Raw genomic sequence first — 22,056 nt, 5'->3', positions numbered from 1 at the left:
GATTGCTTCAACCTCTGAAGAGGCGTGGATTCAGTAGTGATGTACTAAACGCCTCGATGTTCGCTTTGCGCCGATTGTGTTGAAAAACTCCCCTGTTGAAGCGGGACGCCATCGCTGATTCAATCCCGCTATCGGCGGAGGCTGAATCGATGATGGGTCCGAAGCAGACTGATCAGGCGGCTCTGTTCTACGAATTCTCGCTTGAGCGACACGTACCAGCCGCCCATATGCTGCGGAACATCGACCGGTTCGTCGATCTGTCTGTCGTTAGGAGCGAGTTGGCGCCCTTCTACAGTTCGATCGGACCGCCATCGATTGATCCTGAGCTGCTCGTCCGGATGTTGCTGGTTGGCTACTGTTACGGCATCCGGTCGGAGCGCCGGTTGTGCGAGGAGGTTCACCTGAACCTCGCTTATCGCTGGTTTTGCCGTCTTGGCCTCGACGGTGAGGTGCCGGATCATTCCACCTTCTCAAAGAACAGACATGGTCGCTTCCGTGATTGCAATCTCCTGCGCAAGCTGTTCGAGACGGTAGTGCGACGCTGCATGGCGGAGGGGCTGGTCGATGGAACGGCCTTCGCCGTCGATGCCCGCCTGATCGCTGCCGACGCCAACAAGCAGCGCTCCGCTGTGGGGACTGAGGACCATAACTGGGACGCGCTTGCCCGGGCGCGGCGGTCCGTCCGCGAGTACCTCGACACGCTGGACGAAGCGGCCTGGGGTGCAGCGAGCGAGACGGTGCCGAAGTTTGTCTCTCGATCCGATCCGGCCGCGCAATGGACCGGGGCTCACAAAGGCCACGCCTTCTTTGTCTACGCCGACAACTACCTGATCGATCTGAAGGCTGCGGTCATTGTTGATGTCGAGGCGACACGCGCCATTCGACCGGCCGAGGTCGGTGCTGCACGCACGATGATCGCGCGTACGAAGGATCGCTTCGGCATCCATCCCGAGCGCCTGGCTGCCGACAGCGCTTACGGATCAGCCGACATGCTGGCCTGGTTGGTGGACCAGCGTAAAATTGAGCCGCACATACCCGTGCTCGACAAATCCGCTCGCGAGGATGGGACGTTTGCCCGCGATGACTTCACCTACGATCGGGGGGCTGACATCTATCGCTGCCCGGCGGGCAAGGTGCTGACTTCAACCGGAACACAAGTGAATGACGGAGCGACGCTTCACTATCGCGCCAGCAAGCGGGACTGCGACATCTGCGAACTCAAGCCACGGTGTTGTCCGAAGATGCCAGCTCGCAAGGTACCACGCTCGATCTACGAGAGCGCTCGCGATGTGGCGCGCGGGATCGCCAGAACGCAAGCCTACGTAACCTCGCGACGTGAACGCAAAAAGATCGAAATGTTGTTCGCGCATCTAAAGCGTGTCCTGCGCCTCGACCGGCTTCGTCTGCGAGGTCCTTGCGGTGCTCGCGACGAGTTACTGCTCGCTGCCACCGCTCAGAACCTTCGAAAGCTGGCAAAATTGATCCCAATACCGGCTCCGATGCCCATCTGAACTGGGACAGACACTTGCACGCCGCTCCTCTGCGCACGGGCCGATCGCCAACTAGCTGACTTCTTCAACACAATCGGCGCAAAACTGACAGTCGCAGACATGTTCTCACCGCAACCTGTGAGAGAAGCAGCGCGCGGCGGAGATGCAGTCCAGAGGACAACCGCACGCACCGAGAACGGGTCAAATTGCCACGCGTACCGATGTGCTGCTGTCACGAGTGACCGGCAAAACCGCCGCGTCCATCATACCCGTTATGGTCAATTGACACCCGGCGTGTGCCGCCTCAGCAATGGCGCTGACGTGGCAAGGTTTCAGGCGAACGCCCTAATCGCGGAGACGACTTCGCTTGGCGCGCTGAGATGCGGGCAGTGGCCCGTGGCTTTAAGAACAGTCAGCGTGCTCCCCGGAATGGCGCCATGCACGTAGGCTCCGGCCTCCACGGGTGCGATCGCATCTTCCGCGCATTGCAGGATCAAGGACGGGCGGGTGACAAGAGGCAGGTCGGCGCGGCTGTCCGACCTGAACGTCACATGCGCGAAATCCCGAGCGATAGTCGGGTCCATACGGCAGAAGCTGTCGTTGAGTTCCTGCGCCAGATGAGGACGCTCCGGATTTCCCATGATGGCCGGTGCCATCGCGGCCGACCATTCGACGTAATGATTCTCGAGAAATTGCAGCAGCTCACCGATGCGCTTCTCCGAGAACCCTCCGACATAACCGACGTCGTCAATGTAGCGGGCGGACGGCCCGATCAGAACCAGGCGACCGAACAGTTTCGGAGCCGCGACGGAGGCCAGGACGGCGATCATGGCGCTGACCGAGTGTGCCACCAGAACGGCGTCTCGAAGTCCCAAGACCTCTCCGATCTCTGTCAGGTCCGATGCATAGCCGGACAGAGAGGCGTATCTCTCGCTGCTGTAGGCCTTGGGATCGGACCTGCCGCAACCGACGTGGTCGAACAGGACGACTTTGAAATCCTCTTCGAACTGCGGCGCCACGAAGCGCCACATCTGTTGATCGCATCCGAAGCCATGGGCGAAGATCATGGCCGTGCTGCCCCGGCCGGACAGATGCACGTTATTCCGACGGATCACCGCGGCCCGGCGATGACGTTCGGAAGCCAGATACTTCTGTCCCTGCTCCGCGATCCAGGCCGACGCCGCCTCCTCCGATGTATACAGGCCGGACAGCTCGAACCACGTTCCGGGCGCGCGCAGGTGTTCGACAACCCAGCCGCGCGCGGTTTCCAATTGTTTGGCTCTCAGGACGTCACGCAAATCGACCTCCAACCACCGCCGGACCACTTGGGCGCCAGGAATGGCGGTCAGAGGGCTGCGAGCGATGGGGAACGAAATCATAATAGAAGGGCAGTGGCTAGAGGGGGCCACAGTGGACCAATGAAAGCCGGCACGTCTTCACAGGCGAGATTGCATCGTTCCTGGACCCCTCGGGCGATATCGGAGGTCACATCCCTCGACCAGTTCTCGGTCGTGTTGAAGGCGACGACGCTGAGGGTCGGAATATTGCCCGCGCATCAGGTCGGTGATGACGGTCTCCAGATCGGAGCCGTTGATGTCTGCTTCCCGCCAGACACAGCCGTCGGTACCGTGGCAATCGACGACGAGGTACACGGTATCGTGGACGCCGGCCGGCACCACGGATGGGCTCCATCGTGAACGCATGACGCAAGCCCGCAACTGAACAAAAGACGCCCCGTAGATTCTTTCCGTCGCGCAGCTGGAGCACCGCGGCGAGGTATCTGGGGGTGAAATACGATAGCGTGATCAGAGCCGGCGTCGCCGTCCGCGCGAACACAACGCGCCCGAGTTCGAGCATCATCCTGCAGTGGCTTCCAGCTTCCGGATGGCCGCCTTTGCCTGGCGTGTCCCGATCAGCGCGAACCCATGGACGCGGCAGACTTTCTTCACAGCTTCTGTTTTGCGGTTCAAGGCTGCAGCAGCTCGGTTCACGGATGCACCTTCATCGGAGAACTTCCTCAAGCGCGCGATATCGGCATCGGTCCAACTACGGCTTGTGGGGTGAGGCATGATCCGCTCCTTTAGGTCGGGGATTGAAGGCCGGGCGAGGCCGCCCAGCGTTGGGCGTCAGCTTCAGTCTCGATCTGGCGGGCCTGCTTCATCAGTCGACCGCGTTCGATGCCTGGGGACATCCGCTGCGCTTCGGCGCGCAGCAGCGTCGCCCGATCGATGAGGCCTCTCGCGTGCTTCGCTGTGGTAAAAATATACGCGGTGTCATGCATCCCTTCCTATTGGTGGAGGAGGGCGGAAGCGCAATTATGCGTTCCCATCACCGATGTTGGCCACGATCCGCGCTGTGATAACACCAGCTCACATCCAAATGCCGCCAGAGTCGAGCAATCTTTTCCAGAAAGTCTCGGAACCAATCGATCGACTGCACTTCTTCCAGATGAGGTGCTCATGTTTCGTTGGTTTGTGAGTAAGTTTGGGTTCCAGCCGGAGCGGCTGAGCAGATTAAAGAGCCATCGGCCTTTTCGGCCGACCGATCCGATCTCGCGCAATTGGTGCGCCTGTTGCAGGAAGAATCCGATCAAATCGCAGACGGCGAGGCCGCCTCATTGAGGCTACGCGCGATTTTCAGGTGGTCGGAGCCTATCCGGAAACCGGCACCTACGATGAGGTCACCGATACCCGCGACCGCATCGAAGCTAAGAAGCGCATCAGCAAAGTCCGAAAGCCGCGCAAAGACCCCGTCTACGGCAAAAAGGGGCCCGCTGAACCGCCTGTGGGCACGGTCTCGTGAAAGCTGACGCGGTATGGACGACATCGCGTCATGGATCGGCTTGATCGCAGCGGCCTTCACGTCTTTGTCTTACATTCCTCAAGTCCGAAAGGCGCTGCCACGTGGATCGACGAGTGATCTGTCTCTTAAAATGTTCGCAGTGCTTACGTCCGGTCTGGCGATGTGGGTTGTATATGGCGTCCTGAAGGCCGACTGGGTCATCGTCGTCGCCAATGCGGTCGGCGTGGGCCTCAGCGGGGCGGTCCTGCTCCTCAAACTCCGGGACCTGCGTTCCTCGAGCAAAGCGGCCGCCAAGTGGATGAACGCCTCCGAGCTCTCGTAGTCGCGCGCTCGCTGATCAAGCAGAAGCGCCCACGACGAAGTTTTGGACGCTCCCGCCTGCCATCATGCCCCCCGCGTTCTCAAAATCAGGCAATGCGTTCCGGTGATGGATGCATCGAAAAGGTCGGCCCGAGGGTCAGAACTTGACGACGGCTCTCAGGCCGACGACGGCAGCATTCCTGAGTCTGCGACCTGCATCGGCGCTCAACGGGTCCGTTGCACCGCCTCCTGGGCGAACGACGTACTGGAGGTTGGGTTGAAGGCTTAGACCCGGCTTGATCTCGTATTGGTATGCGGCGGTGATCATCGTCTCCGACGTCCTGCGTGGCCAAGTCGGCGAATGGATGCGTCGGAAGTCCGCATCCAGCGCCTGGGCTCTAGGCGAGACATGGGCGTAGGCGATCGCTATCCCGACCTTGTCGTTCGGCCGAGCGTCGGTCGGGCCGATCCATTCGATCCCGCAATCGGCGTAGATATCTAGGAGGCTCCGGTCGGGCGGGCTGTAGGCTGCTCGAGTGAAAACGCCGATGCCGCGATCATCGTCTCCCGGAACCCGGTAAAGCTGCTGCTCGAAGACGCCCCAAAAGCCGTAATTTCCGGGCAAGATCGCCGGCGATGCGGAAGACGACGGGTCGGCCATCGACCGACCGTCGTCGCCGTATCTAAGGTCCGCGAACGCGCCTGAGTGATGCCAGCCCCCGATCTTGAAAGCACCGGCGAGACGCTCGTCGCCCTTCTTGTTGTTTCACGCATACTGCAACTGCCCAAGCACAAGCGGCGGGTCGTTGATCCGGAAATTCAAGCCGTAGCGGTTGCGCTGCTGCGGGTCGCCCACGCCCGGTCCTGCCGCATCGCCGTCGAACACGGCGGTTTGCAGCGACCAATTCTCACCAAGGTTCAGAGAGAGCCGTGCACCCAGCGCCGCCAGGGGCGGAGACGGTCTCCGCTCGGCAGAACGACTGACGTGATGGCCGGCCAGCCGAGCGAAGCATTGGTAAAGACCTCCGTGTACTTCGTGTTGAAGAATTCCGGGTCGGCGGCGAGTTGCCCGATCTTCAGAGAACCGACCGCATCCCATTTCTGCTCGAACCAGGCTTCGTAGAGGCGGGTCGTCGGAAGGGCCTCGATGCCGCTTACCACCATGAAATTCTGGAGGTAGCTTCGGGACAGGCCGTCGCCATGAATCTGAAAAATGTTGGCGTGGAAGGTCAGTTGCTTGGCATTGACAAGCTTCTCCATGTCTATATCGACGGCCAGATTCAGGCGTCCTTCGTACACCGCCCCCTGCTTGGATCCACCGCTGACATTTCCAAGCGTTTCGCCGATGTACGTCGCCGCGAACTTCACTCCGCGGTCCATGAATGGATTCGAGAGGATGCCAAGAGTCGTCTCTTCGATCGTGCTCTGGCCCGTGTCCGGATCCGCGGGCTTGTCGTCGTCAGTCTTTTTGTCCTCCTGGGCCCAAGCCGTCGCGACGCTGAGGTGTGCGGCGATCGCCACGGCCAGCCAGCCGACCGATATGACGAACCGTCGCCTCGCCCTCATTCCACGGCCTGGTCGGCTGCCTCACGGGCCTTCTCTCCAGCCCGTCGAACCGACTTCTCGCCGACCTTTTCGGCGGCGGCTCGCGCTTCGCATCTGGTCCTGATGTCCTCGAGCTCCTCGTCGGTCAGGTGTTCGATGCCGACGAACGAATTGTGCGCCGCACTCGTCCGGATGAGCTCATCGAGTTTGACCTGGATGGCAGCGCTGTCCCGGTTCTGAGAATTCTGGATAAGGAACACCATCAGAAAGGTCACGATGGTCGTGCCGGTGTTGATGACGAGTTGCCAGGTGTCGGAGTAGCCGAAGAGCGGCCCCGTCACGGCCCAGATCACGACGACCGCGAACGCGATGGCAAATGTCGAGGCGCGCCCCGCCAGCATCGACGTTTTGTTGGCGACGTCTCCGAACAGTCGGGCAAAGCCATGTGTCCGATCGGCCTTTTTCGTGTGCATTGTGATCGTCTCCGGGTGCGACATTCCACCACATGCAGCCAATTCCGGAAAGGTAATTTTTAACTTCTGGGTGTCTGCTATCGGACTGAGCCCTCAGTAATCTCAGCATAAACTCGATGTTTTGCGGAGAGATGTTGCCAATCATAAGACGCTGGATGAGCGAGGACATTGAGAAGCTTGAGAAGTTGGCTGACGATGGAGCGACGCTCCTGCGGGCATGTGCAGCGCATCGCAGGCCAGCGTCGGCTGTTCAGAAAAAGGCGCGCGAACTCGGCAAGCCCTTCGCGGGCGTCCGGAAAGTAAGAGCGGATCTGCGCGCCGCCGGAGTGCTGGAGGAAAAGCGCAGGTGACGGGCGAGATCTCCTGCATTGATCGCCGTCCGGCCTGATGCCAATCTCCGCCAGAGCACGAGGCACGCATGAAATCCACCATCCGCAAGCGGTCGTTGGACATCGCGGGGCACAAGACCAGCGTCAGTCTGGAGGACGAATTCTGGTCCGCGTTGAAGGGAATTGCGCGGGACGAGGGTGTCACCGTCTTCGACCTGGCGACGAGGATCGACAACGCACGAACCGCCGGGTCCAAGTCCAACCTTTCGTCAGCCATCCGCCTTTTCGTGCTAGATCACTACATTCGGAGGCGGTCGCCGGTCGGCGTCGCCGCTCCGCCGGGATAGCGAATAGGGCGTCGCGTGACTGAGCAAGAGACCGGTGGTTCGCTGAGAGATCGGGAAAGCGAACTTGCCGAGGTGCAGCGCATCGCGAAGGTCGGTGGCGTCGTCGTCCACCTCACCAACGGGTTCGAGAACAAGCGCTCGCCTGAATATCTCGCGATTCACGGACTGCCGCCCGAGGCGGTCAACGAGACGCACGAAGACTGGGTGAGACGACTTCATCCCGAGGATCGGGAGCGGGCCGAGCGCCAATTCCTCGATATGCTCGAAGGCAAAGCCGAGCGCTATTCCTCCGAGTACCGCATCATCCGCCCCAACGACGGCGAGATACGCTGGATTGCGGCCGAGGGCCGCATCGAGCGCGATCGAAACGGGCGCCCCGTCTGGATGGTCGGCGCCCACATCGACGTCACGGATCGGGCTCAGGCCCGCGAAATGCTGCGGGAAAGCGAGGAGCGGTTTCGGCTCATCGCCGACAGTGCACCGGTCCCGATGTGGGTCACCCGGATGGATCGGACTCGGAGCTTCGCCAACAAGGCCTACGTGGACTTCGTCGGTGTCCCCTACGAACAGGCGCTGGCATTCGACTGGCGGACCATCCTCCATCCCGATGACGCTCAGCGCGTGGTGAAGGAAAGCATTGCCGGGGAGGCGTCCCTTAAACCCTTCGTGCTGGAGGCGCGCTACCGCCGAGCCGACGGCGAACTCCGCTGGATCCGCTCGGAATCGCAGCCGCGATGGGATCCGGCCGGCCGGCACATCGGCTTCATCGGCGTTGCGCATGACATCACCGTCGCAAAGCAAGCGGAGATCGATCTGCGATCGGTGAACGACGATCTCGAGATTCTTGTCGCGCAGCGAACCGCCCAGCTCGCAGCAGAGAATCCCAGCTTCGTGCGATTCTCGAGACCACGAACCAGCATCAGGACCTTCTCGATCTTGAGGGACGCGTCGTCTACGCCAACGCCACCGCCCTGTCGGCTGCTGCGGTCGGCCCGGAGGATGTGCTCGGTAAACGTTTTTGGGAAGCGGCTTGGTTCGACGGGGCGCCGGCGTCATCGAAGGCCGTCGAGGAGGCGTTCCGCCAGGCGTCCGATGGTGCGACTTCGAGGATGGACATCGAATTGAACCTGCCTGCGGGCCGTCGGCATTTCGAACTCGCCCTACGCCCCGTGACCGATGAGACCGGCGGAATTGCGGCCGTCCTGGCGGAAGCCGTGGATACGACCGAGCGGCGGACCAACGAGGAAGCGCTCCGCCAGGCGCAGAAGATGGAAGCGGTCGGACAGTTGACCGGCGGCGTCGCACATGACTTCAACAACCTCCTCACGATCATCCGGTCAGCGACGGATTTTCTCCGTCGTCGCGACCTTCCGGAAGAGCGCCGGCGAAGATACGTCGATGCCATCTCGGACACGGCAGACCGTGCATCGAGGCTGACCGGTCAACTGCTCGCATTCGCTCGCAGACAGCCTCTGGCGCCCGTCGCCTTCGACGTCGGCGTGCAGATAGACAGCGTGGCGAGCCTGATCCGTCCGCTCGTCGGTGGCCGGGTCCAGATCGAAGTGAACGCCCCCGACAAAGGGATGCTCGCCGTCGCGGATATCGGGCAGTTCGAGACGACGTTGGTCAACCTGGCCGTCAACGCCCGCGACGCGATGAACGGCGAGGGGCGGCTCGTCATCTCCGCTGAGCCCGCTGTGGAGATCCCGGCAGTCCGATCCCATTCCGCCCGGCCTGGCGATTACGTCGCAGTCTCGGTGGAGGATAGCGGCACAGGCATTCCGCCCGAGCACATTCAGACGATCTTCGAACCGTTCTTCACGACCAAGGAGATCGGGCGCGGCACGGGACTGGGCCTGAGCCAAGCCTTCGGCTTCGCGAACCAGTCGGGCGGCGACATCGTGGTGACGAGCATCGTCGGAGAAGGGTCTGTCTTCACGATCTACCTGCCTCGCAGTTATTCCACGGCCGCGGCCGATCCCGCCCCGGCGCCGCATATGGATCTCACCAGCGGGCTAGGACACCGGATCCTGGTTGTTGAGGACAACCCGGATGTCGGCCGGTTCTCCACCGAGCTCCTGGAGGATCTCGGTCACTCGACCGAATGGGTGCGGTCTGCCGACCAGGCCCTCGCGGCGCTGTCCGAAAACGAGTTCGCCTTCGACTTGGTCTTCTCGGATGTCATCATGCCCAGGATGAACGGTGTCGATTTGGGGAACATCATCCGCGAAAGATATCCCGGACTGCCCGTCGTGCTCACGTCCGGCTACAGCAGCGTTCTCGCCGAAAACGCTCATCGCGGATTCGAGCTCATTCAGAAGCCGTATTCGGTGGAAGCGCTGTCGAGAACGCTGCGGAAGGCGATCGGAGATCGATCGCGCGTATAGGTGAGCGGCTACGTCAACGTCCGCGTGGCGAGCTCTCCGTTGATGACTTCGAGACGCTTCCGCATGGCGTAGTCGCTTAGGACGGATGCAGACGCCGCGCGTCGGATCCGAAAACGACGCCCCTCGCCGCCGATGGGCGAGAGGCTCGATTGGTGGTGAGGCCGAGTTCTCAGGTCTTGATGTCGTCCGGAAGCTTTCCGCCGTTCGCGGCCAGCTTGGCCATCACCTGCTTGTGCAGCCAGATGTTCATCGTGGCCGAGTCGTTCATGTCGCCCGAATAGCCGAGCTCCTTGGCAAGCTCCTTGCGTGCCGACAGGCTCGAATCGATGTCGAGGGCCTTCATCAGATCGACGATCGACGTCTTCCACTCCAGCTTCTCACCCTTCGCCGCGACGGCCTCGTCGAGGATCGGAGCGACATCGACGTTCGAGGCGCTGCCGGTTGGTGCAGTCGAAGGCGCGGCGGCAGAGGGCGACGATGCCGGAGACGACGCCTTGTCCTGCGCGGCAGGTGCCGCTCCGCCGGCCGGCGCCGCTTCCGCATGACCGAAGATGGCGCCCATGATCTTTCCGAAAATGCTCATTTTGCTCTCCAATGATATGAAAAAGACGCCGCGGCCGAGCCGCGGCGTCCATCAAGGTTTACACGTCATGCCGCTTCTGCGTTCACCGCTGACAATGCCAGCTTCGAAAGCGCATCGTCGGTCTTCTTTTCTTCCGCGAGGGTCTGGTCCAGCAGCTTGACGGCCTCCTTCAGTCCAAGGGTCTGCGCCCAGGTCCGAAGGGTGCCGTAGCGGGAGATCTCATAGTGTTCGACGGCCTGTGCGGCTGCGAGCAGGCCCGGGTCGAGAGCCGATGTGTCGGCGTACTCGTCCATGATCTCCTTGCCTTCATCGAGGATGCCCTCGATGGCGTCGCACTTCTTCCCGCGCGCAGCCTTTCCGAGGCTTTCGAAAATCTGTTCGAGGCGTTCGATCTGCACCTCCGTCTCGGCCTGATGCTTTTCGAAAGCCGCGCGTAGCTCGTCGGAAGCGGCGGCTTTGGCCATCTTCGGCAGGGCTTTGTAGATCTGCTTTTCGGCGTAGTAGATGTCCTTGAGGGTGTCGAGGAATAGATCGTTGAGGTCTTTATCAGCCATCGCGGCCTCCCATGCTTCTGACGCCGCTGAAACGCGGTATTCCCGTCCAGAAGTCGGGAGAGGAAGACGACACCCGCTTTGCACTTACTTCCGAGGCGGGCCTGAACGACGGCTTGGCGTTCCCGTTCGTGATGGCGGCGATCGCAATGAGTCAGTCGGGCGGATCGCTAGGCTCCTGGGTCGCGCATTGGGTCGCCGTCGATATCGTCTGGCGCCTTGCTGCCGGCATCGCCATAGGGGCAGCGCTGGGTTACGGCCTGGGATGGTTGGTCTTCCGCATTCCCAATCGTGCCAAGCTGTCGCGGACGGGCGATGGCTTTGTCGCGTTGGGGATCACTGTCGTCGTTTTCGGCGTGTCGGAAGCCGCTCACGGCTACGGTTTCGTATCCGTCTTCGTCGCGGGACTGGCGCTGCGGGCCGCTGAGCGCGACCATGAATATCACCAGACGCTCCACGACTTCGCCGAACAGCTTGAACGCCTTCTGATGATGACGCTGCTCGTCCTTTTTGGCGGGGCGATCTCAGCAGGTGGTCTGCTGAACTCGCTGAGTGTCAGCGGCGCGGTCTATGCAGGCCTGGCCATCTGCGCGATACGCCCCTCGCTGGCGTGGATTTCGTTGTCGGGGACTACGTGCCCTCCGACCGAGCGGGCCGCCATCAGCTTCTTTGGGATCCGCGGCATCGGGACCATCTATTATTTGGCCTTCGCCTTCCAGAAAGGCTCGTTCGATGGTGCCGAGACGATGTGGAGCATTTCGGCCGCAATCGTCCTGACGTCGATCGTTCTGCACGGGGTCACGGTGACGCCGGTGATGATGCTGATCGACCGGCGACGGAGGCGAGGCCAGACCGCCCGAGAGGAGAAAGCGCTCGAATCTGAGAGCAACTAGAAGCCCCCGCTTTATTTGGCCACTGGCCGTCGGGAAGTTCCGTCAGACGACCGATTTGCGTCCCGAAGCCTCCCTCCGATGTAATCGTGAAGATCGCCGACCTCGGCTTTCAATTCGGCGCGTGAAAAGCCTTGGGGACCTTCAAGGAGAAACGAAAAGTGGCCCCACGGTCCCCGCCCATCTGGCGTAAGTGGCCCGTCGGTGGGATCGGGAGAACGAAGAATTGATCTCGACGGCTCCAAGGCGGGATGCATAGCGTTCCAGATGACTACCCTCCGATGGGAAGTCGCTGGATTGCAGTGCGGGGATCGACCACCCGGCCGCCCCCACATGTCGTGCAGCCCGTACCACCGCCCCTCCACAACATGTTTGCCAATGCCGAAAAAATGGCCCGCCGAAGCGGGCCATCGTAGCTTAGCGATACAGTGTCCGCTCTTTACGGACCTCATCGGCGCCACAGGGCTGGCTGGCCGGATCATACCCGGTCCAACCGCTCTTCTGCCAGGCGGCGCTGCGGTCGTGTAGGTTCGCCCCACCGGACTACCATTTACTGGTGGAAACCGATAAAAGTTTGGCGCTATCCAGCGATGAGGCCGTCATGTTTTCCCGCCCCTCGATCGACGTCCTTTTCGAGACCGCTGCCGAGGCGTACGGGCCTGACTTGATCGCGGTCGTCCTTACCGGAGCGAACAGTGACGGCGCGTCTGGTTTGCAGGCGGTCGTCGAGGCTGGTGGCACCGCTCTTATCCAGAATCCGGTCGGTGCATTCGCATCCGCGATGCCACGTGCGGCTCTGGAGGCCTGCCCGGGAAGCCGAGTGATGTCCCTGAGCTCAATCTCGCGGTTTCTCAGGGAGTGCAGGTCATGACCTCAGTATCCATTCTGCTGGTCGATGACCTGGAAGAAAATTTACTTTCGCTGGAGGCGTTGCTTCGACGTGACGGTCTCGTTCTGCTGAAAGCTCAGTCCGGGGATCAGGCTCTCGAATTGCTTTTGGAGCATGACGACGTTGCCTTGGCACTCGTCGATGTCCACATGCCGGGACTTGACGGATTCGAACTCGCCGAGCTCATGCGCGGAAACGAACGCACAAGGCGCATTCCGATCATCTTCGTCACGGCGGGAACGACGGATGGCAAGCGCCGCTTCCGTGGGTACGAAGCGGGCGCCGTTGACTTCATTCAGAAGCCGGTCGAACCCGACATCCTCCGGAGCAAGGTCGAGGTCTTCTTCGAGCTTCATCGCCAGCGTCAGCAGATTGCGGAGCAGCGAGACGAACTCAAGGCGTATGCGGAGGCTTTGAGTGAGGCCGGTCGTCAGAAAGACCAGCAGTTGGTCACCCTCGCGGAAGATCTCAGTCAGAACGAGACCATGCGCGCTCAACAAGATGTTCTGCTGCGAGAGATCAACCACCGCATCAAGAACCTGTTCAGTTTGACCTCCGGATTGATCACGCTCAGTGCGCGGACGGCAGGCAGCGTGGATGAGCTCGCTGGCGATTTGCGGGAAAGGCTCGATGCGTTGGCTCGCGCCCACGAACTGACGCTTCCCGACCCCAGCGGCGGCGCAAACGTCGCTCAGACTGAGACCTCGGTCATAGCCCTGCTGCGAGCGATCTTGGCGCCTCACGAGCACGATCAGGCCTCCCGCATTACGATTTCCGGCGCGGACGTGCCGATATCCTCAGGGACGCTGACCTCGTTCGCCTTATTGCTCCACGAACTCGCGACGAACGCTGCCAAGTATGGCGCTCTCTCTACCCGGGACGGACGGCTGTCTGTGAACGTATCGGAACTTGGCGATAATTTGCGCATGGATTGGATCGAGGACGCAGCGACGACGCCTCGACCCTCCCACGGCGGTCGCGAGGGATTTGGCCGAACGCTGGAAAGATCGGTGCTTCGAAGTCTGCAAGGAACCCTAATGCGCGAATGGAACGAGCGGGGACTCGCCCTGACCCTGACGTTGCCGCGCTCGCGATTTGTAGGCGAGTGATCGAAAGGCGCGACGGGGATCAAGATCGCTACATTTCAAGGCTGTCGGATTCTGAGACCTAACAGGTCTTGTCCCGGCTATTGTCCTGGAAGATCAAAGAACTGGCCTCGCCTGCATATTGGTCCGCGAGCTGGAAGATTTCGCGACGACGGTCAGGGTCCTTGATTTTGAGATATCGGACCATCAGTTCGAGTGCCTCCTTATCGGTGGCTTTTCCGTATTCCCACATGCGATGCCTCTTAGAGGAACAGAAATTTGTCCAATGCCGTTTGTGTCTCGCTCGCCCATCGAATTAGTGCAATATTATCCCTTTCTGTTTGACGGTGAAACCATGGAAGGCCGACCGTTTTCCGAGATTTGCCAGGAACTCGCTCTATCCGCGGAGCAAAAAGGAGAAACCGTGCTGGCGGCGCTCCCTGCGAATGGCTGCACTCGATGCGGCGGAGAGCGGGGTTCGCCAGGACGCGGGACGCATCGCGGACTTTCTCGTCGGCGTATGGGATTGGGACGTCCTGCAAGATCGCGTCTTTGCCGATACTCGATTTGCCAGAATGTTCGGTATCAGCTCTGCGGACGCGACGCTCGGCACTCCCATTGGTGCTTGGCTCCGGGCCGTCTATCCGGCGGATAGAAACGATCTCCAATCAGCCATTCAAAACGCTTTGCGGGGAGACCCCTTTGCCATCGAGTATCGCGTCATCGTAGGCGGCACGGTGCGCTGGTTATATGCTCGCGGCAAATGCACGCTCGACACAAATGGGAAACCTGTCCGTTTCCCTGGCGCCGTCGTGGACATTACCCATGAAAAAAACGACCAGCACGCCATCAGCATCGTGCCGAACTAAGTCCGCCGTTCGCCCCTCGATTTTTGCGCCGCAAACCTAGTTTGCAATCTTTCTGATTATCGCGCTATCTAACCGAGGATCCCATGCGCCATTTCGGTTGCGTGTCGATTCGTATTCGAGGCCGATTGCGATGCGCGGGAGAACAATCACCTTCGAGCAGGCCTCCCAATCGCTTATGGATGCGGCGATCGATCCTCTGCGTTGGAACGCGGCCATGGATATCCTGGGTGAATATGCCGGTGCCAAGGGCGCCGTTATGTTTGCGGTGAAAGGCCAGTGTCCTGGAACGCCGCATTCCCTGTCACTGTCGGATGGACTTGCCGAGTATTTCCGCGACGGATGGAATGAGCGTGATGAACGCGTTCGCGGGATTCCTTTTCTGAGGCAGCGTAACATTTTCACCGATCAGGATTGTGCCAGTCCCGAGGAGATGGCATCGTCCGACTATTACCGCGGTCTACTGGCCCGGCACGAATGTAACTGGTCGGCGGTGGTCGGTTTCACCGACCCCGAAGACGAATGGAGCGTCGTGTTCGAGCGCGGCGACCGACACGGTTTTTTCGATCGGTCGGAGCAGGACGATCTCGTTCGCTTCTCTACCCCGCTTCGACAGGCGGCAACGTTGTCGCGCAGCCTTGCCTACGCGGGCGCCGTCGGTGCCCTCGACGCCTATCAAGCCATCGGTTGCGCCAGCTTTCTGATGGACGCGGCCGGTCTGGTCGTGCGGCATAACGAGAAGGCGCAGGCGTTGATAGGAAACGGACTTGAACTGTTTCGCCGCGAACTTAGATCCATGCATGCTCCCGACAATCCTCAGCTCCAAGCTTTGATTGCCTCGCATCGACCGGGAAAACTCGTTACCCAGCCATCCGTCCACTGCGTGTTGATACGTCGTCGTGATCGCCGTCCGTTGCTGGTCCGGGCATTGCGGCTCCAAGGATTGGCCGCCTCCGTTTTCACACGCGGCGCCGTTCTGCTGCTTGTGTCCGATCCGGACGATCGCGACAAGGCGACGGCACCGGAGACGCTGATCCGGATGTTCGGTCTTACGCAGACCGAAGCCGTGCTCACGTTGTATCTCGAAGCAGAGCTAACATTAGCCGATGCCGCGCGCCGCATGTCGGTGACGGTGGAAACCGCCAGGACCCACCTCAAGCGCATTCTGACGAAAACCGAAACGCACCGGCAGCAAGATCTTCTGATGCTGCTTCGGCGTCTCGGACCTTAGGCTAGACAGCCTCCGAAATTCATGGCTGCGATAGCAAGTTTCAACAACGCGCCCGCGGTTTTCCTCTCAACCAGCGTCTGATCGAGGCGCTCCAGCAAGCCCTTCAGGCTGAACGATTTCCGGCGTATGCCGCGTCTTGCGCATTCTCCCTTCCAGTTTGAAGGGTTCGCAGACGGACTCCAGGACCTCGTCGACGATGTCGAAGGCGGTGGTGAGGAAGAAGGCCAGTCCGGAGCGCAAAGCTGGGTGACGGCGGCCATACGTCCCCTTATTTGCATGACGGCCATCTAGCCGGGCGCAACCGACATTTCGTCCGCGTCTCTGATCGGGAATGCAACGCTTCGCTATCGTGCCCGCGTCTACGGCCGTTCACATTCCCGAAGTCTGGGCGCTCGGCAGCGTGACTTGGTCGCTGGCATCAACCTGAATCACTTCCTGTCATGGCACTTCTGATCGCTTTCTGTATGATCGAGGGACGCTCTTAAGAAAGCACCCTGCTTTCATCCGTTGGCGAGTTGCAAAAACATGGCCTCCAACACGAGAATGACGACCTTCGACGAAAGCTGATGACGGCCGAGGCTGTGCTCGGCGGCAAAGCAAATTTCCATGGGGCAGTAAGGGAGAGCGAGACAAGGCAACGCCTCCTGATTGAAAACTGGACACAGCCAGTGTGGGAGATCGACGCCGATGGCGTTGGCAGCGTCGATACTCCGAGTTGGCGAGAGTGTACTAAGATGGGCGGCCTCGCGATGGTCGGCGTCGATATCGTTCCGTACTATCGACGCGGAGCGTTGGCGCAGATGGTCCCGCTGCTTCGTGGCTCCAAGCCATCGGAGCTGGCCTGGATCGGCCCGCAGCAGGTGGACGTCCGCCTCAAGGGAGCCACTGCCAAAAGGTTCAGCGTGGCCGTCCCCGATGGTGTGCCCGCCGATTGATCCAGCCAATCGACGGGCGTCCGCCTATTGAATAGTGAGACCTCGGCTTGCGATGAGCTGCTTGTAGATCGCCCCTTCTTTGCCGAGGCGGTCGGCCATGTCCTTGGGCGTTCCGCCGATCAACGTGTACCCGAAGCGATCGACGAAGGACTTCATATCTTCGGATTTGAGGACCACGTTGGCCTCCTTATTCAGCACATCGATGATAGACGCCGGGGTTCCGGCAGGTGCTGCGATCCCGGACCACGACATCAAATTAAGGTCGGGTAACCCCAATTCCGATGCGCACGGAACGTCCGGAAGCAGTGGAGAACGACTGCTGCCGCTGACCAACAACGGGATGGCACGCTTCGATTGGATCTGAGGGGTGGCACTAGGAACCACCTCGAAGAACACATCAACCTGTCCGCCAATCAGATCGTTCATCGCTGGACCGCCGCCCCGGTACGGCACGTGTGTCACTTGCACACCGGTCAACGAACTGAACAGCTCCGAGAAAACGTGCGGGAAGCTTCCGTTGCCGGCGGAAGCAACAGTCACGGAACCCGGCTTGCTCTTCGCCGCGTCCAGAAGGTTCTTCAGCGTCTTGAACCCGCTCTTCTCGCTCGCGACCAGCACCGTGGCGGCTTCTGTCAGCCCGATGATCGGGGCAAAATTCGTCAACGGATCGTAGGGCTGCGGCTTGTAGATGTAGGGGGCGATCACGAATGAGCTTGTGGTGCCGAGCAAAAGCGTGTTGCCGTCCGGCGTCGCCCTCGACACGTATTGCGCGCCAATGGTGCTTCCTGCGCCGACCTTGTTTTCGATAATGAACGGTTGTCCGAGGACGGTCTGCATATGGTTGCAGATCAGGCGGCCCAGCGCGTCCAGGTGTCCGCCTGCCGCAAACGGGTTCACGAGCGTGACGGGCCGCGTTGGATACTTGCCCTGTGAGAATGATGGTCCTGCAACGGATGCGAAAAGCCCGGCGAGCAGAAGCGAGCGTCGGTCGATCATGTTTTCCTCCAGATGCGATGGCGTTCTCAGCGCGCGAGGGCGCACTGGTGCCTTTTCAATTCAGGTTTTACTCAGACCGGAACGGTGTCCGCGTTGTAGTGGTAGAGCCAGGCGTAGCGCTCCAGCAGGCGGTCTTCCGCCCATTCACGTTCGACGTACGCTCCCGCTGAAGCCGGGTCGCCGAGCGCGGGATTGTGGAAGCGCTTAGTGTTGTCCGCCGACCCATTCACGGCTCGTGACGTCCGTTCAAGCCGAGCGGATTCATAAGCTTTGAGTGCTTCAGCGATATGCGTGTGAGCGTCCAGCGCACGCGCCAGCACGTATCCGTCCTCGATCGCCATCACGGCTCCCTGAGCCAGGAATGGCACCATCGGGTGGCATGCATCTCCCAGCAGGGTGATGCGGCCTTCGGACCAGCGCGGAAGCGGCTTTCGGAGCTTCAGTGCCCAGAGATAGGGTTGCGGGATTGCGTTGATCAGTTGCTGGACATCGTCATTCCAGCCGACGAAGTCCGCGCGCATGTCGTCGTGTGACCCTGGCGTCGTCCAGGACTCTTCGGTCCAGTCCGTTCGTTCCACGATGCCGACAAAGTTCATCAATGCGCCCCGGCGGAGCGGATATTGCACGATGTGGCGACCCGGGCCGACCCAGTTCGAGGACACGTTGCGGGCAAGGCGCGCGGGCAGGGTGTCCATGGGGATAACACCCCGCCATGCGACCAGGCCAGTAAATTCCGGATTGTCTGCACCATGCAGTGTGGCCCTGACAACCGAATGGATACCATCGGCGCCGATCAGGACATCACCGGTCGCCGACGTCCCATCAGCGAAATGCAAGGTGACCCGATCTCCCGTGTCCTCGCACGCGATCGCCTTTCGGTTCAGTTTGATCGCATCGGGCGCGAGCGAGGACACAGCCTGTGCCAGGATGTCCAGAAGGTCCGGCCTGTACATGGTGACGTACGGATGCCCGTAGGTCTGAACCGAGATCGTGCCGAGATCGAAGGCGGTCCAGGCTTGCCCGGTATTCCACATCCGGATTTCGCGCCGTTCCGGATGCGCTGCTTCCGCCATGATCCGGTCGGTGAGACCCAGTTTGTCGAAGATCAGCATGCCGTTGGCGCTGACCTGCACGCCTGCGCCGACTTCTCGGAGTTCGGGTGCTTGCTCATAGACCTCGACGCTGAAGCCCCGCTTGAGGAGCGACAGCGCCGCCGTCAGACCGCCGATCCCGGCACCGGCGATGATCACCTTCGGCTTTGTACTGCTCACCTTTTCCCACCCTTATCGTGCGCGTGCAGCGCTTCAGTTTCGTCGCCGGTTCGCTCGGCTTGTGTTTTCAGCGCGTTATTCCGCGATGACCGGATTCCGCAGAATGCCGATATTGCTCACTTCGACTTCGACCGTGTCTCCGGCCTTCATGAAGAGCGGCGGTGTGCGTTTGGCACCCACGCCTCCGGGCGTTCCGGTCACGATCACGTCGCCGGGAAGCAGCGGCAAAATCGCCGAGCAGTAAGCGATGATTTCCGGAATGCTGGTGATGAGTTTGTCGGTCTTCGTGTGCTGGACCACCTGGCCGTTGAGGCGGGTTTCCAGCGTCAGCTTTGACGGATCCGGGATTTCGTCCGCCGAGACCAGCCAGGGGCCGAACGCGCCCGTGCCAGCAAAGGTCTTTCCGGAAATGAACTGCGTGGTGTGCCGCTGCCAGTCGCGCACGCTTCCCTCATTGTAGCAGGAATAGCCAGCGATATAGCCGAGGGCCTCGCTTTCCGGGATGTGGCGGCCGGTCTTGCCGATCACGATGGCGACTTCGCCCTCGTAGTCGAAATGGTCCGACACCTTGGGCTTGATCATCGGCTGCAAATGGCCAACCTGGCTTCCGGCGAAGCGAGCGAACAAAGACGGCTTCTCGGTCACCGTACGACCAACCTCTGCCACGTGATCATGATAGTTCATGCCAACGCAGATGATCTTGTCGGGGTCGGGAATGACGGGAAGGAGCGTCAGGTCGGCGAGCTGGTAATCCACGTCACCGGTTGCGACCAAAGCCTTGGCGGCAGCGAAATCATCCCGCTCAATGAATTGACGCAGCGACTTCGAACGATCGAGCCTGCGACCAAGGTCGATAACCCCCTTGTCGGTCACCACGCCAAATGAAGCGTTGCCAGCGCGCGTGAACGATATGAACTTCATAATATCCTCCTTGGCGGGCGAAGACGCGGTCGTCGCGCTGAAGCGACAGCAACCAAGCGGCCTTCGGCTCCTCCTTATGTTTGTTGCATCGCAAGGCGGATGAGCCGCCGCGCCTGCCTGACCGATTGGTTTCGATCACATCGGTCGGGCTAATCTGTCTCGTAGGCGGGAGCGCCGATCAACGCCCGAACTGAAATCTGTCCGCACTACGGACAGTCCGGCCTCGACTTCCGGCTGTCCACGCAACGGACAACTTGAGCGGGCCATCTCCCAAGAGCGGCAGGGGACGCATAGGTTTGTGTGAACCGGCTTTGGTGCCGGACAATCAGAAGGAGTTCGGGATGGAATTGAAGTCGCTGGGATATATCGGTATCCGCTCCTCCCGTCTGGACGATTGGTCAAGCCTCGCGAGCGGACTGCTGGGTATGCAGCAGGTCGATCGGGGGGCGAAGGTGCGTGCCTTTCGAATGGACGACCGGAAGCAGCGGCTTGTGGTCAGCGGCGAGGAGGGGGACGGCTTGGCCTTTCTCGGCTGGGAGGTCGATTCCAAAGCCGATCTTCTGACATTGGCTGCCCGCTTGGAAGCGTTCGGAACGCGCGTCGTCGCGCATCCTGCCTCGCTGGCCGACGAGCGCCATGTGACCGATCTCATCTCCTTCAAGGATCCGGGTGGCAACACCGTCGAGGTCTTCTGGAAACCGCATATCGCAAGCGAGCCGTTCGTTCCGGGGCGTCCCATCTCCGGATTCCGGACGGGGCCGTTGGGGATGGGGCACGCGGTGATCAATGTCGCCGACATTGCTCCGATGCTGACCTTCTATCGCGACATTCTGGGTTTCCACGTCAGTGATTTCGGCCACGCGCCTTACAAGCTCTATTTCTTCCACCTCAATGGCCGTCACCACAGTTTTGCGATGGTTGAGTCAGGAAAGCAGAGTCTGCATCATTTCATGGTCGAACTCGGATCTCTGGACGACATTGGACAAGGATACGATTTGGCGCAGCAGGAGGAGGGGCGTGTCGCCTACACGCTCGGGCGCCATACCAACGACCATATGACCTCGTTCTACTCACACACTCCGAACGGGTTCTTCATTGAATACGGCTGGGGTGGACGCACGATCGACCCCGAAACCTGGGAGCCGCACGAAACCTTCGACGGGCCCAGCCTCTGGGGACACGAGCGCCTCTATATGCCTGAAGAGCAGCGCGCGCGGCTCAGGGATATGCGCCTCGATGCAGCGGCTCGCGGTGTGCGCGTGCCAAATCCGGTTTTGCCAGCGATCGACTGTCCGTGGCTGGATTCTGTCATTCGACGCGAGTGAGACCGATCAACCGCCGGAACGCAGGCTCTGGTCGCGCGCGGTGATTTTCCGGGCCGCATCGCTCATCGTCTCATAGAACTGCTCTATGCCTTCGGCCAAGGTCATCGCCTTCGTGATCCAGATGACCGCAATGGCCCCGACCAACTCGCTGTCCGAGAAAATGGGGACGGCGATACTGGAAGTGTGGCTGTTATATTGCTCGTTGAAACGCATGGCGAAGCCTTGCGCACGGGTTTCGGCAATGAGTTTGTCGAGCCAGTTGCTCGACAGAAGATAGCGCTCTTCCTCGCTGCCATTCCTGGAAATATCCGCAATCAATCGTGCCCGTTCGGATTCCGAACAATATGAGAGGTAGCAGCGGCCAGCCGCCGTGTGGAGCATCGGCAGATGCCGCCGGATCACGCCACGATCGATAGACAACGGGCTTCGGGGATGAGTCGATTCCTGGATCTGCATTTCGGTGCCAACGCAGACCGAAAGGTCGAATGGCCAGATGAAACGATGGCTCAGCTCGATGAGAACAGGACCTGCGGCCTGGCTGATGGAATTGACGGCATCGTATCCAATTCCGAGCGATCGAGCCTCGTGGGTGACCCGGAACCGATTGTCCGACGAGCTTCGCACGATGTAACCCTCTTCCTCGAGGGTCTCGATCAGGCGGTACACCGTGGGGCGTGCGAGGCCGACCTGCTCGGCGATTTCGCCAGCCTTTATCCCAGCATTCCTGCTGATCAGCCGGAGGATCTTAAGGCCTCGCTGAAGCGACCGGACGCTTGACGCGTGAGTCTCGGGTTTCCTCGTGGCTTTCTCCGTATCGGTCGGGGCGTCGATCGTCATCAC

At 60.7% G+C, this 22,056-nt stretch carries 22 protein-coding genes and 2 pseudogenes; 12 read left to right on the top strand and 12 right to left on the bottom strand.

Going from position 1 to position 22,056, the window contains the following annotated elements:
* Nucleotides 1-149 precede the first annotated feature (149 nt).
* Nucleotides 150-1,511 carry an IS1182 family transposase gene (locus AC1RLZ_RS21025; protein WP_493190223.1) on the top strand — a complete coding sequence of 454 codons (1,362 nt, stop codon included), beginning with the start codon at nt 150-152 and terminating at the stop codon, nt 1,509-1,511.
* A 311-nt stretch (nt 1,512-1,822) separates the two neighbouring features.
* Here AC1RLZ_RS21025 and AC1RLZ_RS21020 read toward each other — a convergent pair whose 3' ends face one another.
* The 3 genes from AC1RLZ_RS21020 to AC1RLZ_RS21010 all read right to left on the bottom strand — a co-directional run bounded on the left by AC1RLZ_RS21020 (nt 1,823) and on the right by AC1RLZ_RS21010 (nt 3,771).
* On the bottom strand, nt 1,823-2,557 hold the full coding sequence (locus AC1RLZ_RS21020; RefSeq protein ID WP_493190253.1) for an alpha/beta fold hydrolase: 735 nt from the start codon (nt 2,555-2,557) through the stop codon (nt 1,823-1,825).
* 789 nt (nt 2,558-3,346) lie between these two features.
* Nucleotides 3,347-3,559 (bottom strand): hypothetical protein, encoded by a 213-nt coding sequence (locus AC1RLZ_RS21015; RefSeq protein ID WP_493190222.1) that lies wholly within the window; start codon nt 3,557-3,559, stop codon nt 3,347-3,349.
* A gap of 11 nt (nt 3,560-3,570) precedes the next feature.
* Nucleotides 3,571-3,771, bottom strand: coding sequence for a hypothetical protein (locus tag AC1RLZ_RS21010; RefSeq protein ID WP_493190221.1), 201 nt, complete (start codon nt 3,769-3,771; stop codon nt 3,571-3,573).
* 359 nt (nt 3,772-4,130) lie between these two features.
* On the opposite strand from AC1RLZ_RS21010, the gene AC1RLZ_RS21005 reads away from it, so the two are divergent.
* A complete protein-coding gene (locus AC1RLZ_RS21005; protein ID WP_493190220.1) occupies nt 4,131-4,292 on the top strand; it encodes a hypothetical protein in 162 nt (53 codons plus the stop codon).
* Nucleotides 4,293-4,305: 13 nt separating this feature from the next.
* The gene (locus tag AC1RLZ_RS21000; RefSeq protein WP_493190219.1) at nt 4,306-4,614 is read left to right on the top strand and encodes a SemiSWEET family sugar transporter; all 309 of its coding nucleotides are present in this window, start codon (nt 4,306-4,308) and stop codon (nt 4,612-4,614) included.
* A 135-nt stretch (nt 4,615-4,749) separates the two neighbouring features.
* Here AC1RLZ_RS21000 and AC1RLZ_RS20995 read toward each other — a convergent pair.
* Both AC1RLZ_RS20995 and AC1RLZ_RS20990 read right to left on the bottom strand, forming a co-directional pair.
* Nucleotides 4,750-5,852, bottom strand: a pseudogene (locus AC1RLZ_RS20995) (carbohydrate porin).
* 302 nt (nt 5,853-6,154) lie between these two features.
* On the bottom strand, nt 6,155-6,610 hold the full coding sequence (locus tag AC1RLZ_RS20990; protein ID WP_493190218.1) for a low affinity iron permease family protein: 456 nt from the start codon (nt 6,608-6,610) through the stop codon (nt 6,155-6,157).
* A 418-nt stretch (nt 6,611-7,028) separates the two neighbouring features.
* Here AC1RLZ_RS20990 and AC1RLZ_RS20985 point away from each other — a divergent pair, with 418 nt between their 5' ends.
* Nucleotides 7,029-7,286, top strand: a complete 258-nt coding sequence (locus AC1RLZ_RS20985) for a ribbon-helix-helix domain-containing protein (protein ID WP_493190217.1) — start codon at nt 7,029-7,031, stop codon at nt 7,284-7,286.
* Between the two features lie 3 nt (nt 7,287-7,289).
* Nucleotides 7,290-9,673, top strand: a pseudogene (locus AC1RLZ_RS20980) (hybrid sensor histidine kinase/response regulator).
* 169 nt (nt 9,674-9,842) lie between these two features.
* Here AC1RLZ_RS20980 and AC1RLZ_RS20975 read toward each other — a convergent pair.
* Together AC1RLZ_RS20975 and AC1RLZ_RS20970 are read right to left on the bottom strand one after the other, a co-directional pair.
* Nucleotides 9,843-10,256: a DUF3597 domain-containing protein gene (locus tag AC1RLZ_RS20975; RefSeq protein ID WP_493190216.1), complete on the bottom strand. Its 414-nt coding sequence runs from the start codon at nt 10,254-10,256 to the stop codon at nt 9,843-9,845.
* A 65-nt stretch (nt 10,257-10,321) separates the two neighbouring features.
* The gene (locus tag AC1RLZ_RS20970; RefSeq protein ID WP_493190215.1) at nt 10,322-10,810 is read right to left on the bottom strand and encodes a YciE/YciF ferroxidase family protein; all 489 of its coding nucleotides are present in this window, start codon (nt 10,808-10,810) and stop codon (nt 10,322-10,324) included.
* A gap of 11 nt (nt 10,811-10,821) precedes the next feature.
* Between AC1RLZ_RS20970 and AC1RLZ_RS20965 the strand changes: the two genes are divergently transcribed.
* Nucleotides 10,822-11,700 carry a cation:proton antiporter domain-containing protein gene (locus AC1RLZ_RS20965; RefSeq protein ID WP_493190214.1) on the top strand — a complete coding sequence of 293 codons (879 nt, stop codon included), beginning with the start codon at nt 10,822-10,824 and terminating at the stop codon, nt 11,698-11,700.
* 141 nt (nt 11,701-11,841) lie between these two features.
* Here the strand turns inward: AC1RLZ_RS20965 and AC1RLZ_RS20960 are convergent, their stop codons facing one another.
* On the bottom strand, nt 11,842-12,108 hold the full coding sequence (locus tag AC1RLZ_RS20960) for a DUF72 domain-containing protein (protein ID WP_493190213.1): 267 nt from the start codon (nt 12,106-12,108) through the stop codon (nt 11,842-11,844).
* 145 nt (nt 12,109-12,253) lie between these two features.
* Between AC1RLZ_RS20960 and AC1RLZ_RS20955 the strand changes: the two genes are divergently transcribed.
* The 5 genes from AC1RLZ_RS20955 to AC1RLZ_RS20935 all read left to right on the top strand — a co-directional run bounded on the left by AC1RLZ_RS20955 (nt 12,254) and on the right by AC1RLZ_RS20935 (nt 16,703).
* A complete protein-coding gene (locus AC1RLZ_RS20955; protein ID WP_493190212.1) occupies nt 12,254-12,568 on the top strand; it encodes a chemotaxis protein CheB in 315 nt (104 codons plus the stop codon).
* The gene (locus AC1RLZ_RS20950; RefSeq protein ID WP_493190211.1) at nt 12,565-13,695 is read left to right on the top strand and encodes a response regulator; all 1,131 of its coding nucleotides are present in this window, start codon (nt 12,565-12,567) and stop codon (nt 13,693-13,695) included. Before AC1RLZ_RS20955 ends, AC1RLZ_RS20950 begins: the two co-directional genes overlap by 4 nt.
* Nucleotides 13,696-14,117: 422 nt before the next feature.
* On the top strand, nt 14,118-14,540 hold the full coding sequence (locus AC1RLZ_RS20945) for a PAS domain-containing protein (protein ID WP_493190210.1): 423 nt from the start codon (nt 14,118-14,120) through the stop codon (nt 14,538-14,540).
* 175 nt (nt 14,541-14,715) lie between these two features.
* A complete protein-coding gene (locus tag AC1RLZ_RS20940) occupies nt 14,716-15,768 on the top strand; it encodes a helix-turn-helix transcriptional regulator (RefSeq protein ID WP_493190209.1) in 1,053 nt (350 codons plus the stop codon).
* A gap of 566 nt (nt 15,769-16,334) precedes the next feature.
* Nucleotides 16,335-16,703 (top strand): hypothetical protein, encoded by a 369-nt coding sequence (locus tag AC1RLZ_RS20935; protein WP_493190208.1) that lies wholly within the window; start codon nt 16,335-16,337, stop codon nt 16,701-16,703.
* A gap of 24 nt (nt 16,704-16,727) precedes the next feature.
* On the opposite strand, the gene AC1RLZ_RS20930 is transcribed toward AC1RLZ_RS20935, so the two are convergent.
* The 3 genes from AC1RLZ_RS20930 to AC1RLZ_RS20920 all read right to left on the bottom strand — a co-directional run bounded on the left by AC1RLZ_RS20930 (nt 16,728) and on the right by AC1RLZ_RS20920 (nt 19,891).
* Complete coding sequence (locus tag AC1RLZ_RS20930; RefSeq protein WP_493190207.1) at nt 16,728-17,699, bottom strand: Bug family tripartite tricarboxylate transporter substrate binding protein; 972 nt, start codon at nt 17,697-17,699, stop codon at nt 16,728-16,730.
* 71 nt (nt 17,700-17,770) lie between these two features.
* The gene (locus AC1RLZ_RS20925; protein ID WP_493190206.1) at nt 17,771-18,949 is read right to left on the bottom strand and encodes an FAD-dependent monooxygenase; all 1,179 of its coding nucleotides are present in this window, start codon (nt 18,947-18,949) and stop codon (nt 17,771-17,773) included.
* Between the two features lie 96 nt (nt 18,950-19,045).
* Nucleotides 19,046-19,891 carry a fumarylacetoacetate hydrolase family protein gene (locus AC1RLZ_RS20920; RefSeq protein ID WP_493190205.1) on the bottom strand — a complete coding sequence of 282 codons (846 nt, stop codon included), beginning with the start codon at nt 19,889-19,891 and terminating at the stop codon, nt 19,046-19,048.
* A 341-nt stretch (nt 19,892-20,232) separates the two neighbouring features.
* On the opposite strand from AC1RLZ_RS20920, the gene AC1RLZ_RS20915 reads away from it, so the two are divergent.
* Nucleotides 20,233-21,216, top strand: a complete 984-nt coding sequence (locus AC1RLZ_RS20915) for a VOC family protein (RefSeq protein WP_493190204.1) — start codon at nt 20,233-20,235, stop codon at nt 21,214-21,216.
* Between the two features lie 6 nt (nt 21,217-21,222).
* On the opposite strand, the gene AC1RLZ_RS20910 is transcribed toward AC1RLZ_RS20915, so the two are convergent.
* On the bottom strand, nt 21,223-22,053 hold the full coding sequence (locus AC1RLZ_RS20910; protein WP_493190203.1) for a helix-turn-helix domain-containing protein: 831 nt from the start codon (nt 22,051-22,053) through the stop codon (nt 21,223-21,225).
* Nucleotides 22,054-22,056: the final 3 nt, after the last annotated feature.

Source organism: Tardiphaga sp. GW822-FHT04G09 (assembly GCF_058800725.1).
Note: the sequence above shows the minus strand (reverse complement) of the source record. Positions and strands in the feature narration are given on the sequence as shown.